This window comes from Dermatophilaceae bacterium Sec6.4 (assembly GCA_039636865.1).
Lineage (GTDB): Bacteria > Actinomycetota > Actinomycetes > Actinomycetales > Dermatophilaceae > Allobranchiibius.
On record CP144172.1, the window covers coordinates 729,586 to 743,580 of the forward strand.

The window sequence follows — 13,995 nt, forward strand, 5'->3', positions numbered from 1 at the left end:
GTGTGGATCCGTTCTAATGTCGCGCCCTTGCTCGGTGTCGTCCGGGAGGAGATCCGGACCGAAAGTGACGATTTCGGTCCGATAAGGGGTGGCTTTCCTCCCCGACGACACATCGGCGGCCGCGGTCGGCCCGGGTGGTCCCGGCTACGGCAATTGAGCGGTGATCAGATCTTGATCGGATGGCGCCTGGTCGGTGGGGTGCTGGGCGCGGTCCTGATGCTCGCGGGTGGACCGGCTCGACGCCGGAGCGAGCCCGGCGAGGGTGTGCCGCACCAGCAGCCAGACGGGCACGATGCCCAGCAGCACCAGTAGGGCGGCATAGGGTGCGGCCGCCGAGAAATCGAGCGATTCACCGTTCGTGGTGGCCCACAGCTTGCTGGACAGGGTCGAGGTGTTGAAGGGCAGCAGCATGAGGGTGGTCGTCAGTTCCTTGCTCGCGTCCAGAGCCACCAGGATCGCGCCCGCCATGAAACCGGGTGCCGCGAGCGGCAGGGTCACCCGGACGAAGGTGCGTGACGGGCGTACTCCGAGAGAGGCCGCCACATCGTCGTAGGTGCGCCTCGCAGCCTGCAGGCCGACACGTTGGTTGGCCACCGCGAGCGGCAGATAGAGGATCACGTAGGCCGCAACGAGCACTGCCGCGGTTTTGTAGAGCGACGGCGCAAGCCGGGTGCTGAGGAAGACGAGCGCGAGCGCGAGGATGGCGCTGGGGATGGAGTGCGCGACCCAGACGGCCCGTTCGGTCAGGTGGGAGCGCGCCGAGGGTGCGCGGGTGACCCACCAGCTGACCGGCACCGCGACCAGCGTCGCGACGAGTGCTGCGGCCACGGCGTAGCCGATGGTGGTGGTCAACGGCCCGGTGATGCTGCTCCACGACGGTGCCGATGATCGGCCAGGACCGAGCAGGCCGCGCGTGGTCATCACCACGGTCGGACCGATCGCAAGAATCGGCACGACGATCGCGATCGCAGTCAGCGGCAGCCGCGCAGCACCGAGCGATATCCGGCGCGGGGGACGGGTCGAGCCGCGTGTGACCTCTGCGATCGAGCTGCCGCCGGCAATCCACCGGGTGCCGATCAGCACCAGCACCGCGAGGGCGGTGAGCAGCAGGGAGAGCGAGCGGGCCGACCGGTAGTCGCCGTAGTTGAGCATCTCGGCAACGATTTTCGTGGTGAGGGTGCTGCGTCCGAGCTGCGCCATCGCACCGTACTCGGCGAGCACGTGCAGCGCCACGATCAGCAGACCAGCGGCGAGAGCGGGCCTCAGCGCGGGCAGGCTGACGGTTCGGAACGAACTGAACCGGCGGCGCCGCAGCGTCGAGACCACCTCCTCGAGGGCCGGATCGATGCGTCGCAGTGCGATAACACAGGGCAGGAACACGTAGGGGTAGAGGGACAGCGCCAGCACGACGGCCGCTCCGGGCAGTGTCCTCAGACCGCCGAACGACGGAGCGTACGTCAGGGTGGCGGAGTACGCCGCGTACGCACTGACGAACCCCGGCACCGCGAGCGGCATCGAGAAAAGCACGGTCAGTAGGCGTGGTGCGGGCACCGAGGTACGCGTCACCAACAGCGCGCAGCCCACCCCGATGACTGCGCTGAGCGCCCCGATGAGCAGGGTCAGTGCGATCGTCTGACCAACGGCGGAGACGGTGGTGGAGTAGGCCAGTTGCGCCCGGATATCCGTGATCGAGGTGCCGCTGAGCAGCAGGTAGCCGATCGGCACCAGTGACATGCCTGCGACGGCGACCGCTGCGAGAGCGGTCACCGTCGAGGAACGGGTCGAGTGGTGCAAGGCTCAGCCCTGCGACATTCCGAGTTGCTTGAGCAGGTCCTCGGCCTGCGAGGAGTTGGCGAAGATGTCCATGTCATATTTCGGCGACTTGATGCCGTCCAGGCTCCCGGCGACCGAGCTGGCCACGCCTGGTGCGACGGGGTACTGGCCCTCGGATACGTCGGCCGGTCCGGCGACGACCTGCTGGCCACCATCCTTCGCGGTCAGCCAGGCGAGGAATTTCTGCGCTTCGCCAACGTGCTTGCTCGACTTCAGCACGCCCGCGCCGGAGGACAGAATCAGGTTGCCGGGGTCGGTTTCAGGGAAGTGGAAGATCTTCGAGGTCAGCTTGTCCGGGCCGCCCTTCTGACCGGCCAGCACCCACCAGTAGTAGTGGTTGGACAGGCCCATCGCGTGGGTGCCCGCCTCGACGGTGTCGCGCACATTGCCGTTCTTCTGTTCATTGACGCCGTTGGCTTTGATCGCCTTCAGGAAGGTGGTCGTCTTTGCCATGCCGATGGTGGAGATCAGGTACTGCGTCGTGGCGACGAAGGCGCCCGATGGTGCCCAGGCGAACTTGCCCTTGTATTCGGGCTTGGTGATGTCGGCGAGTCGCTGGGGTAGCGCGTCGACCTTGATCTTGGTCGGGTTGTAGTAGAGGACGCGGGCGCGGGCGGCGTAGGCGACCCACAGACCCTTGGCCGAGTTCAAGCCGGGCCGCACCTGCGCGAGGGTGGATTGGTCAACTGGGGTGAGCAGGCCCTGTTTGCCGAGTCGGGCGATGGGCCCGGGGTCCTCGGACAGAAAGAGATCAGCCTTGCTGGCGCTGCCTTCGGCCTGGATCTGACCGGGTGTCGCGTCGTTCTGGATGTTGAACTGCACGCCTGTTTTCGCGGTGTAGGCCTTGGCAAGGCCCTGGATCAGCTCCGCGTGCTGGTCGGTGTAGACGGTCAACCTGGCGGTCGATTGCGCGCCGGACGCGCCGGACGCACCGGACCCGCTGGATCCGGCCGGGGTCGAGCCGGTCGAACTACCACACGCTGCGGTGGTGGCGACGAGAGCGCCGACAACGGCGGCGAGGCAGCTGCGGCGCGCTACGAGGGCGCGCCTGGGCCGGCCGTTCGAAAATGTGTGGGTGGTCGGAGATGTCACGGCTGATTACCTCTGGGATGGAGTGACGGAACAACCCCACCTAACATCACATAGGTAAGCCTTACCTAATTGACTGATCAGCCGGTGCTGCAATGGCGTCCGCCAGCGGGTAGGTCGGCACTGCCGACACGGTCGCCACAGCGACCTCCTGGCGCGCGTCGTACTGCATCGACCCAGCCACCCGCACCGAAATGATCGGCCCGTCGGTGAGCTGTACGCGCACCAGCGAGTCATGCCCCGAAAAGGCTTGTGAAACAACGTAACCCGACACGGATGCAGGATGATCCAGCGCACCGGACGTCGTCGTTATCCGGAGATTTTCGGCGCGGACCAGGACCTCGCAGGGCCCCGTGTCAAGGGTGGGGTCGGCGGGTCGTAGCAGGCCGAGGGGGCACCGCACGCTGGTACGTCCGTCGATCACCTCGATCCGGCCCTGCAGGACTGTGGAGTCACCGAGGAACCGGCCCAACTCGGCGTCCGCGGGAAGGTCGTAGACACTGCGCGGGGCGCCGGCACTGACGACGTGACCGGCGCGCATCACGATGAGGTGATCGGCCACGGCCATGGCCTCGTCCTGATCGTGGGTGACCAGCAGCGCGGTGGTGTCCAGCCCGCGCAGCAACTCACGCACCTCTTCGCGCAGGTCGACCCGAAGATGTGCATCCAGGGCGCTGAAGGGCTCGTCGAGCAGAATCAGTTGTGGAGCCGGGGCAAGCGCGCGGGCCAGCGCGATCCGTTGCTGCTGGCCGCCGGAGAGTTGATGGGGGCGACGGGTGGCGAAGTCGACCATCCCGACCAGCGTGAGCAGTTCCTCGACCCGGGTCTGCCGCGCCGCTTTGGGTAGATCGCTGATGCCGAAGGCGATATTGCGGGCGGCGTTCAGGTGCGGGAAGAGCGCGCCTTCCTGCGGCACGATCCCTACCCGGCGTTCATACGGCGGGACCGTGTGGCCGGCGGCGAACAGGTCGTGTCCGGCGAGTTCGATACTGCCCGCATCGGGCGTCTCAAAACCAGCAATGCATCGCAACAGAGTGGTCTTGCCCGATCCCGAGGGTCCGAGCACCGCGGCGAAGGCGCCGCGCTCGACATCCATATCGACGCCGTCGAGCGCAGTGGTCGATCGCCCGGAATCGGGGTAGGACTTGCTCAATCCACGGACTCTCAGCACTCGTCCACGTTAACGCCATCGAGGTCAGCCGTTACTTCCCGCCGGCTGATTCGGCAGCCAAGGCTCGGTCCGTGGCGCCGATGAGACGGCGCCAGGGAGCTCGTAACCGGCTCGCGGGCACCGTGAGCGTGACGAGCAGCGAGAGCAGGAAGACAGCCCGCAGACCCCCGGAGGCGCCCGGTGGTAGCAACGATGTCGGGAGCAGATCGATGAGGAACCACGCGACGACGGCAGTAGTGATCCACGGCACGTGGCGGCGCCGATCGGCGAGGTCGACATAGAGGCAGGCCAGGATCAGCCCGGAGGTGTAATAGGGATAGGTGCCCGGATCCAGGAGCATCCGCACGGCGAGGGCCACGGCCGGGATGGCGAACGCACGGTCGATGCGTAGGCACCAGAGCGCGAGGACAACGGCGAGAATCAGCTGCGCCATCCGATCCCAGCCGGGGGTCTGCGCGGCCGTCACGCCCAGTGCACGCAATGCGGAGTCGGGCGCATTGACGATCGTGAACGAGCTGATGGATGTTGTCCGGTGGTCCGCCAGGAGGAAGGGCAGCCACGGCAGCGCACACAGACCCGCGTAGGCGGCCAGTAGGCGCACGCGCCCCACCGGATACAGCAGTAGGAGTGCCGCGAAGGGCAGCGCCCAGGGTTTCGCACCGGTCGCGGCAGCCAGCAGGACGACGGTCAGCCATGGTCGACGTTGCGCGACGGCGACCATCGCTGCCGTCGTCAGGGTCAGCGCAAGGACATCGTCGAGGTGCCCGTAGTGAACGCTGAGGACCGACCATGCGGGTATCAGCAGGGCGCCGGCGTACAACGTGATCCGGGCAGAGACGGGCTCGCCGCGCAACGTCGCACGCAGATCCAACAGGAACTTCAGGTTGAGCGCGCCGAGCGCGGTCATCAGCAGGGCGGCGGCATACGCGTTCAACGGACCGCTGATACCCATCACGACAGCTGCCACCAGCAGCGTCAGCGGACCCATCTGCAGATCGGGATGGGTGGCGTAGACATGCAGGCCGCCGCCAGGCGTGCCCGGCTGCAGCAACGAGCGTCCTCCGGTGACGAAATAGTGCCACGAGTACAACCCGCCGATGCCCTGCAGCATCGACCAGACGAGCACCCAGACGCCCAAAACCAGCCACACCTGTGTTCGTGAACGTCGATCGACGAGTCGTGCCGGCAGCCGCTCGAGAACTGGAGTCGCAGCATTGGGAGAGCGATCCGCCTGATGCACTGACACATCCGTATTGTTCCGCGCAGGAGCTGTGAAGGTGCTGAATGGAGTGGGCTGCCCGGCGCCGGGAGTTTCTGCACGGATCGAGCGCGCGGACCCCGCCGCCCTGCTGGTAGCAGAGCGGCGGGTCCGAAAATCACCGAGCAGAGTCACGGACCGGTGGTAGCGGACGTGCCGCCCTGGGGGGCCTGTCCGGACACGCCGGGTGTCGTGGCGCCGGAGGAAGCACCCCCGTCAGTGCTGTTGTCAGAGGCCTTGTTCTCGGTCCCCTCATTCTCCTGATCGGTTTGAGTGGCCAGGACTTTCGCATTGCCCGCGTCGATGATCACGTCGGTTTCCTTGGTCGACGTGACGACAGTGACGCTGTAGACGACGTTGCCGCCCTCATTGGTGAGCTCGACCGAGGTGGCCGTGCCACCGGTCACGGATCGAGCACCCGCGGCAGCAGCCTGTGCCAGATCGATCCTGGCTACTTTGGTCAGAGCAAGGGCGGCGGCAGCTTCGCTACCGGAATCCTCTTTGGCACTGGTGGTGATCGAGGACCGGTAGGTGGCTTTGTCGTTACCGGCGCCATTGGAGGTCGAGGCGTATGCCAGGCCCGCTCCACCGAGTAGGACGGCACCAGTGACGGGTAGTGCGATCGCGATGGGCAGCAGTCGTCTGCGGGTGATAAAAGTGGGGGTCTTCATGGTCGTCGGTCCTTTTCGGTAGGTCGCCCTCGAGGTCGGGCTGATGACCGATAGGTTCCTATCCGCGTGCTGAACCGGGCCTGAACGACGCTGAGGGCGCTCTCAGTCCGGTTGCGCACTGCAGGGCCTTCAGCGAGCGCACAGCGGATTGCGTGCACAGTGGAGCGTTCACTAGCGGCAGCCGGATCGGTACGCGACAGATTCGGGGCGGGACGATTCGTGGCACGAAGATGAGGGGAGTCACCGATGGCGTCGCACGAGAAGCACCAGGCGCGACCTGTCCACGCCGCTGATCGAAATGGCGACAACGACCTGCCGGGTGTCGCCGTGTATGTCGACCTGGACAACACGGTCATCGACGGATCCGCTCTTTTCCACGTCGGTCGTGCGTTGGCAGCGCAGGGGTTACTCGAGCGCGGCGTGCTGATGCGGATGGCGGCTCACCATGCGGTCTACCGGATCGCCGGTGAGCGCCCGCGTCTCATCGACGCGGCACGCGAACGCAGCCTCGGTCTCGCTGCCCAGCTACGGGTGGACGATGTTCTGGACAGCGTGACGCAGATGTATGACAAAATACTTGCGCCGCGGCTGTCGATGGGGATGGTGGCTCGCCTGGACGCGCATCGACGCGCAGGTGCACATGTCTGGCTCGCAACAGCGGCCCCGGTCGAGCTCGCTGAGCTGATCGCGTTCCGATTAGGCCTGTCCGGGGCGCTCGGTACTCGCGCCGAAGTGGTCGACGGCGCGTGGACAGGCCGACCGGATGGACAGTTGCTGCACGGCCAGGCGAAGGCATGTGCTGTTACCGATCATGCGGTGGAGCATGGTTGGGACCTCGCGGACTGCGTCGCGTACAGCGACTCGTTGCAGGACATGCCGCTCCTCAGCGCGGTCGGTCACCCGTGCGCAGTGAACCCGGAGCGTTCCCTTCGGTTGATCGCCCAACGGCGCGGGTGGCCGGTCCTGCAGTTCCGCGATGGCCAGGCGCGCCGGCGGATGAGGGTTGCCCGTAGATCCAGCTGATTCGTCGGTGAACTGCTCACCTCATGGTGCTGCCGGCAGGGTCACTGTGAACACCGCGCCAGGATGGTTGTCGGTGATTGTCACCTTGCCGCCGTGCCGGACCACGACATCGTGCACGATAGCCAGCCCCAGGCCTGCGCCTCCGGCATCACGGCCGCGGGCGTCGTCCAGCCGGGTGAATCGTTCGAAAACCCGCTGCCTGTCCGCCGGTGCGATACCGGGTCCGTCGTCGCCGACCGTGAGTACCACCTCCCCGGGCGTTGATTCAAGACGCACGACGACCGACGTGTGTGCGTGTCGTACCGCGTTGTCCAGCAGGTTGCGGGCGATGCGGTCCAGTGCTGCACGGTCACCAAGCACCTGGCCGGCAGACACTGCGCTCGCGTCCACGCGAACTCCACGACTGCCCGCACGGCGCACCTCATCCAGGACGAGATCGTCGAGATCGACCAGTTGGCGGTGGGAGTCGGTGTTCGCGTCCATTCGCGCCAACGCGAGCAGGTCATCCACCAGGTAGGACAGTCGCTCGGTGTCGGTGAGCATTTCACCGAGTCGGGCGACATCGACGTGTGTGTCGGGATGCAACGTCGATATCTCCAGTTGCGCGCGTAACGCTGCGACGGGATTGCGCAGCTCGTGCGCTGCATCGGCCACGAACTGCCGCTGAGTGGCGCTGGATGTCTCGATACGGGCGAGCAGGTCGTTGAACGTGTCGGTCAGTCTGCCGAGTTCGTCGTTGCTCAGGGCCGGTTCGAGACGGCCGATCACCCCCGTCCCAGGGAGCGCCGCCGCCTGTCGACGGATGGATTCCACCGGCTTGAGGGCACGTCCGACCAGCAGCCAGGCCACCAGTGCCAGGGCGAGCGACAAGAGGGGCACCCCTGCCGCCAGCGTGCCGATGAGCTCGCTGGTGCTCTGCTGGATGTCCTTGGTGGGCAGCGCCGCGTATACCGTCACCGGGCCCGCAGGGGTGCGGACTTTGAGCGCAGCCACTCGGTACGGACCGTCGCCGCCGTCGCCGTCGTCAACGCCGCGCTGAGTTGATGTCAACGGGTCGTTGATCGCGAGGTTCTTCGGGGCAGTGAACATTGTCACTGTCGGATGATCCAGATTCGATGATCCGGCGACGACCTGTCCGTCGCCGGCCACCACTTGCACGATCGGCGCGCCGTCTCCGGAGCTGGGCAACGTCCCGGCCGAGCTCCCGCGCGCAGCATCGACAGATACGTTCTGCGCCTGGTTGGTCACAGTTGCGTCGAGGTTCGCGACGAGCGAGGTATGGACTCGCCACACCAGTAGCGCGGCGGCGATGAGCATCCCTGATGCGATGACCACAGTCGCTGCGGCGGTCAGCCGTGCACGAAGGGAGCGCCGCGACCACCAGGAGACCGGGCGGGTGTCGACCACCTCAACCCCCGTCGGTGCGCAACCGGTATCCGACGCCGCGGACGGTCTCGATGCCGGCGCGACCGAACGGCACATCGATCTTCTTGCGCAGGTAGCCGATGTAGACCTCCACGATGTTCGAGTCACCCTCGTAGAACTCGTCCCACACGTTGGTCAATATGGCTTGCTTGGACACGACCTGCCCACCTCGTCGCAACAGGTACTGCAGGACGGCGAATTCCCTGGACGTCAGTGAGATCTCGGTGTTACCACGATGGCATCGGTGAGTGGCCGGGTCGAGGGTCAGATCGCCTGCCGACAATACGGTCGGACGCGCCGGCGACCCTCGACGGACGAGCGCCCGCAGGTGGGCAAGCAGCACTACATAGGAGAACGGTTTGGTGAGGTAGTCGTCGGCACCCAGATCCAGGGCGTCGGCCTCGTCGTACTCGCCTTCCTTGGCGGTGAGCATGAGCACCGGGGTCCACAGGAGTTGCGCTCGCATGCGCTTGAGTACTTCGTAGCCGGAGAGTTTGGGCAGCATTATGTCGAGCACGATGACGTCGTAGGGGGTCTCGGTCGCACGCCACAGGCCGTCCTCACCGTCATGCGCGATGTCGACAGTGAAGCCGTCTGCGCTCAGGCCGCCGGCGACTGCTGCGGCTAGTCGTCGTTCATCTTCGACCAGCAATAACCGCATCGACTGTCCTCTTCCCGTGTGTGATGAATGCCGAGCGTGCCCCTCGAAAGCTGTGGCTTTGCTGAAGACCAGGATTCGAATACGTTCCGAAGCCTGGTTCGGCACTGCTGAGCCATCGCAGAGCGGTGGGCATAGCGCCGCTGCGCACCTCGAAGCGGTGACCCGCATCGGACACCCCCATCCAGACGTCTGTTGCCGGTGATCGGAGACGCAGAGATGTGAGCAGGTCGTACCGCGTCGGGCCCGCTGAGCGCTGTCCGTAAGGTCGCCAGGCTCCCCAGATCGGATGGTCGTAGCTGCCGAAGAGCAGCGCCGCACCGAACCGGTCAGGGTGCAGGAACCCGCTGATCTGCGCACAGAATCCGCCGGCGCTGTAGCCCGTGACAGCCCAGGAATTTCGGTCCGGCCGGACGCGCAGGCGATCCATGACCCACGTGGGCACCGATGTATTGGGCCAGGTCTCCATGGCCACACCGCCTGAGTTCGTGCATTCGGTGTCCAGGCCGCCGGGTGTGTGTGGACCAGCGGCACGGCTGAGGCCGGGGATGGTGACCTCCAGGTAGTGCCTGCGTGACCAACGGTCGCGTTGCAATCCGCGGTGCTGCGCGAAAGCAGACACGGGATGTAGGCGCGATGGAGGATCGCTGGTCAACGCGGGAAGCACGGTGAACGGAGCGTTCAGGAGGGTGGCCAGCCCCCGCGCAGCCGGTAGATCTTGTAGAGCGTGGCCATTGCCGGTTTCGGTGACAGGTCGGTGTTCAGCAGCCCGTAGTTGTTCTCCTGCGGCGTGCTGTCAGTTCTGTCCCGCAGGTTGTACCAGAAGACGTTGGTCACCTGCGGATACTGGGCGCTCAGCAGTTCCAGGGTGCCCTGCAGGTACTGCGCCTGCTGAGCCTCGGTGACGCCCTGGTTCCAGTTCTCCGGCGAGGGCGATGAGTGCGAAGACCACCCGAACTCGGTCAACCAGATGGGCTTCGTGGCATCGCCGTACTTCGTCATCACCGCGATCAGGGCAGGTAGGTGGTTGATTCTCCAGATCCCACCGGCATCAGGTGCTGACGGTGGCAGGTTCGAGGGACTCATGTAGGGGTGGACCGCGACCGCATCCGTGTACCGGCTGATTCCCAGTTGATACAGCTTGCTCCACCAGGCGTCATCCACGTAGGAGACGCCGGCGGCCATGACCGTCATGGTCGGGTCGGCGCCCTTGACCGCGACGTAGGCCGCCTTCTCCATTGCGAAGTAGTCCCGCACGCGGTTGCCCTCTGAGGACGGGGTGAAGAAGTCGCTGCTGTTGGGCTCGTTCCACAGCTCGATCGCGTTCACCTTGCCCTTGAAGCGTTGGGCCATGCTCGCGGCGAACGCTGCGTAGGTCGCCGGGTCACTGGGCGGCGCGAGAATGTCCGAGCTGCCCTGGTGGGCCCAGGCGGGGGTGGTGGAGATGACGGCGAGCACCTTCAAACCCTTGGCCGATGCGAGGTTCACGGCGTTGTCGTACCGCGCCAGTGCAGCAGCGTCGTAGGTGCCCCGGGAGGGCTCGATATCGGACCACATGAGGTCGGTCCGGATCCACGTCCCCCCACTGTTCTTGAACCGTTGGAGCGCTGTGTTGCGTTCGGCATCCGTGGAGTAGTTCCACACGCCGTGGAACGTGGCCCCGAATGCGGGCTTGTCGGTCGACGGTGGCCGGGCCTTGGCAGTCCCGGTCGTGGTGAGTATCGCGGCGGTCAGAGCCATCGCGGTGACGACGAGTTTCAGCTTCGAGAATGGGCGCATTCCGTTCGACGTTACGGGGGCAGTGACATTGAGCTCACAGCCGGTGCCCAGGATGTCACCACGGTGCCGTGGGCAGCGGCTGCATTCTCGTTCAGGTTGCCGACCTACGCTGCGTAAGTGAGTAGCCTCTTACGCAAGGTCCGCACCGTCGCCACGCTCACAGCAGTCTCCTCGTGCGTGATGGCCTTGGCGGGGTGCGGTGGCAACAGTTCCGATGCGGTTCCCACCCCGGGAGGCAATATCGGCACCATCATCGATCAGGCGTTGCCGAAGTCGGTTCTGGGACTGGCATTCACCGACACCACCGGGAAGACCGTGCGACTCAGTGACTTCGCCGGTAGGACGATCATGCTGTCGGACACGATGACCCTCTGCCAGGAAACCTGCCCGCTGGACACGGCCACCCTCGTGCAGACCGCCCGTGCCGCGGACAAGGCCGGGATGAAGAACGTCGTCTACCTCACGGTCACGATCGACCCGGCGCGCGACACCGTTCCGCAGATTGCGGCATACCGCCGGCTCTACACCCCGACACCGGCGAACTGGGAGGTACTGACCGGCAGCGCGTCCAGCGTCAATGCGTTGTGGAGCTTCCTCGGAGTGTGGCGGCAGAAGACCGCGGACCTTCCCGGTGCAGCCCCGAAGAACTGGCGAACCGGTCAGCCGCTGACCTACGACATCAGCCACTCCGACGAGGTCTTCTTCATTGACAAGCAGGGTCACGAGCGGTTCCTGCTCGAAGGGCCGCCGGTCGCCGCGAAAGGTCAGATCCCGGCAACGGTCTACAAATTCATGAGCGTTGAGGGACACAAGAACGTGCTGCACCCGCCGACGTCCGCGTGGACGCAGGCGCAGGCCACCACGGTGCTGCGGTGGGTCAACTCGGTCTGAGCGGCTCGCACGACTGGTGCTCGCGGTAGAAGCTGAGCAGGTTGCCATCCGGGTCGGAAAAGTCGAAATAGTCGATAACGCCGGGAACGTGCTGCAGGGGTCCAACGACAATTCCCGCTGACTGCAGGCGTTCGCGTTGCCTTCCCGCATCATCGACGCCGAGACGCACCACCACCCCAGCGCCGGACCGAGTGGTCGCCGTGGTGACGCGACCCGACCACGATCCTCCTGCGCTAGGAGGAGGTCGCACCGTAGGATCGCGCTTCATGTCCTTCGAAGACCGGTTGGTAAGACCCGCGCGGCCGAAATCTCCGGGACTCGCTGTTTTCGCCGGTGTCGTTGCGGGTCTTGCTTTCCTCATGATGCTCGTGTCGGTCGCCCTGGGCGGAAATTCCGGGCTGATCGCGATTCGCAGCGTTGCGCACCCTGTGCTCTTCGGGCTGGTCTTTCTGCTGGCTGCCACGACCTCGGTGGTTGCTGCGGTCGCCGAACGCCGAGCGGCCATCATCACCGCGAGCGCTGGTGGCGCGGCGGTTGCAGTGCTCTTTGCCGCTGCGCGGATCATCGATGCAGGCTCCTACGACGAGCCGGATCGGCCCTACCAGTCTCCAGATGGTCGGTATGTGCTCGTTGTGGACCACTGGTCGGCCATGATCGATCCGATGTGGGACCTGGTGCTGGAGCAGAAATCAGGAGCGACCAGCCGGTACTGGCGGTTCGGATGTGTCAACGGCGACTACGACGGACTGAGTTCGGTGCGCTGGGTTTCGAATAGTGAGCTCGCCATCACCGTCGATGACGGCGAAAAGCGGGTGAAGATCAGCGCAGCTGGCCCAGGCCCGGTGGATCCCGCACTCCGCTCGTGCCGCGGCTCCTACTCCTAGGGAACGACGTCTGGATATTTGCGGTGTCCGTGCGGCGATCGCTCAGTGGGATCTGTAGATCTCCCGTCGGTGTCCAACACGGCGCACATGTCTTCGGCCAGTTGGAGGATCTCCTGCAGATCGTCGGCGTCGATCACTGCGGCGACTCTGCGGCCCCCGCGGGCAAAGTAGACCGGTGAATGCACGGGCCCCACACCTGGACCGCCATGAACATCCTCGATCATCGCCAGGCCCGGCCCATTTTTCAGGGTTGCCCATCGCTGTGACCGGCCGTTTGGAAGTATCAGTGCCAGACGTGTAATCGTGGGGTTTGTGAGTGAGAGTGTGTGCGCGATGGGTGCCGGGGAACTGTTGCGGAGCAGCGCGGCAACGTTGGTGGCCGCGTGACCGCCGTTGTGCTCGACCCATCACCGATTGCTGCGCAGTACCGGGCGGAGGTCTCCCGTGATGTCGCTCGTCTTGCGGAACAGGGCAAAACGCTGCACATCCTTGGCCTGCTGGGTCAGCAGGAAGGTCCGGCCGCGACCTACGCCCGCTACGCCCGACGCGGATGCGAGGCTGTCGGCATCGACCTGGACGTGCGTCACGTCGCCGCCGATCAGGTCGAGCGGGCTGTCGCCATGGCCAACGTCGATCCCGAGATCGACGGCATCTTCCTCTACTACCCGCTCATAGATCGCGCGGGAGACCGTTGGCTGCGTGAGCTCGTCGATCCTCGAAAGGACGTCGAGGGCCTGCACTCGTTCTGGAGCACGCTGCTGTACGAGAACCAGCGGTTTGTCGATCCTGAGCACACCAAACGCGCCATCCTGCCCTGCACGCCACTCGCGATCCTGAAATTGCTGCAGCATGCCGGGATGCGCACGGGCACCGGCGTCGCGCCTCTGGAAGGCGTCACTGCCTGCGTCATCAACCGCAGCGACCTGGTGGGTCGACCGCTGGCGGCCATGCTCGCCAACGACGGGGCGCGCGTGCATTCGCTCGATCTCGCTGCAAGTGTCACCTTCGAACCCGCGATCGGCAGGCGGGCACACGACGCGCGTGACTCCGGAATCGACCGCGCCAGCGCACTGGCGGCGGCCGATGTTGTCATCTCAGCGGTCCCCTCGCCGGCGTTCGAGCGAGTCCGCGGCGATGAAATCCGTGAGGGCGCAATTTGTGTCGATGTCGCTGAATACACCAACTTCGACGAATCGATCCTGCAGCGGGCAAGCGTGTTCGTCCCCCGCGTGGGTCCACTCACGATTGCCATGGCGATGCGGAACCTCATCCGCCTGGCTGCCCTACGCGCCCGATAGGGCCACCGCGCTACT

The 13,995-nt window shown here is 65.6% G+C and carries 12 protein-coding genes; 4 read left to right on the forward strand and 8 right to left on the reverse strand.

What is annotated here, in order from left to right; genetic code table 11:
- Nucleotides 1-144: 144 nt before the first annotated feature.
- From V3G39_03565 to V3G39_03585, 5 genes are all read right to left on the reverse strand, one after another.
- Nucleotides 145-1,767: an iron ABC transporter permease gene (locus V3G39_03565; GenBank protein ID XAS77130.1), complete on the reverse strand. Its 1,623-nt coding sequence runs from the start codon at nt 1,765-1,767 to the stop codon at nt 145-147.
- A 30-nt stretch (nt 1,768-1,797) separates the two neighbouring features.
- Nucleotides 1,798-2,925 (reverse strand): extracellular solute-binding protein, encoded by a 1,128-nt coding sequence (locus V3G39_03570; protein ID XAS77131.1) that lies wholly within the window; start codon nt 2,923-2,925, stop codon nt 1,798-1,800.
- Nucleotides 2,926-2,986: 61 nt separating this feature from the next.
- Nucleotides 2,987-4,093: an ABC transporter ATP-binding protein gene (locus tag V3G39_03575; GenBank protein XAS77132.1), complete on the reverse strand. Its 1,107-nt coding sequence runs from the start codon at nt 4,091-4,093 to the stop codon at nt 2,987-2,989.
- 31 nt (nt 4,094-4,124) lie between these two features.
- Nucleotides 4,125-5,243, reverse strand: coding sequence for a hypothetical protein (locus V3G39_03580; GenBank protein ID XAS77133.1), 1,119 nt, complete (start codon nt 5,241-5,243; stop codon nt 4,125-4,127).
- Between the two features lie 239 nt (nt 5,244-5,482).
- Complete coding sequence (locus V3G39_03585) at nt 5,483-6,022, reverse strand: PepSY domain-containing protein (GenBank protein XAS77134.1); 540 nt, start codon at nt 6,020-6,022, stop codon at nt 5,483-5,485.
- Between the two features lie 246 nt (nt 6,023-6,268).
- Here V3G39_03585 and V3G39_03590 point away from each other — a divergent pair, with 246 nt between their 5' ends.
- Nucleotides 6,269-7,045: an HAD-IB family hydrolase gene (locus tag V3G39_03590; protein XAS77135.1), complete on the forward strand. Its 777-nt coding sequence runs from the start codon at nt 6,269-6,271 to the stop codon at nt 7,043-7,045.
- Between the two features lie 21 nt (nt 7,046-7,066).
- On the opposite strand, the gene V3G39_03595 is transcribed toward V3G39_03590, so the two are convergent.
- The 3 genes from V3G39_03595 to V3G39_03605 form a co-directional block, all read right to left on the reverse strand.
- On the reverse strand, nt 7,067-8,452 hold the full coding sequence (locus V3G39_03595; protein ID XAS77136.1) for a HAMP domain-containing sensor histidine kinase: 1,386 nt from the start codon (nt 8,450-8,452) through the stop codon (nt 7,067-7,069).
- Nucleotide 8,453: 1 nt separating this feature from the next.
- Nucleotides 8,454-9,131: a response regulator transcription factor gene (locus V3G39_03600; protein XAS77137.1), complete on the reverse strand. Its 678-nt coding sequence runs from the start codon at nt 9,129-9,131 to the stop codon at nt 8,454-8,456.
- Between the two features lie 678 nt (nt 9,132-9,809).
- Nucleotides 9,810-10,907, reverse strand: coding sequence for a cellulase family glycosylhydrolase (locus V3G39_03605; GenBank protein XAS77138.1), 1,098 nt, complete (start codon nt 10,905-10,907; stop codon nt 9,810-9,812).
- A 117-nt stretch (nt 10,908-11,024) separates the two neighbouring features.
- Here V3G39_03605 and V3G39_03610 point away from each other — a divergent pair, with 117 nt between their 5' ends.
- From V3G39_03610 to V3G39_03620, 3 genes are all read left to right on the forward strand, one after another.
- A complete protein-coding gene (locus tag V3G39_03610; protein XAS77139.1) occupies nt 11,025-11,798 on the forward strand; it encodes an SCO family protein in 774 nt (257 codons plus the stop codon).
- A 266-nt stretch (nt 11,799-12,064) separates the two neighbouring features.
- The gene (locus tag V3G39_03615; protein ID XAS77140.1) at nt 12,065-12,682 is read left to right on the forward strand and encodes a hypothetical protein; all 618 of its coding nucleotides are present in this window, start codon (nt 12,065-12,067) and stop codon (nt 12,680-12,682) included.
- A gap of 383 nt (nt 12,683-13,065) precedes the next feature.
- The gene (locus tag V3G39_03620) at nt 13,066-13,980 is read left to right on the forward strand and encodes a bifunctional methylenetetrahydrofolate dehydrogenase/methenyltetrahydrofolate cyclohydrolase (protein ID XAS77141.1); all 915 of its coding nucleotides are present in this window, start codon (nt 13,066-13,068) and stop codon (nt 13,978-13,980) included.
- Nucleotides 13,981-13,995: the final 15 nt, after the last annotated feature.

Coding starts and splice junctions, on each gene's coding strand:
- V3G39_03590 (XAS77135.1), top strand. CDS start 6,269: ATGGCGTCGCACGAGAAGCACCAGGCGCGACCTGTCCACGCCGCTGAT.
- V3G39_03600 (XAS77137.1), bottom strand. CDS start 9,131: ATGCGGTTATTGCTGGTCGAAGATGAACGACGACTAGCCGCAGCAGTC.
- V3G39_03615 (XAS77140.1), top strand. CDS start 12,065: ATGTCCTTCGAAGACCGGTTGGTAAGACCCGCGCGGCCGAAATCTCCG.
- V3G39_03605 (XAS77138.1), bottom strand. CDS start 10,907: ATGCGCCCATTCTCGAAGCTGAAACTCGTCGTCACCGCGATGGCTCTG.
- V3G39_03585 (XAS77134.1), bottom strand. CDS start 6,022: ATGAAGACCCCCACTTTTATCACCCGCAGACGACTGCTGCCCATCGCG.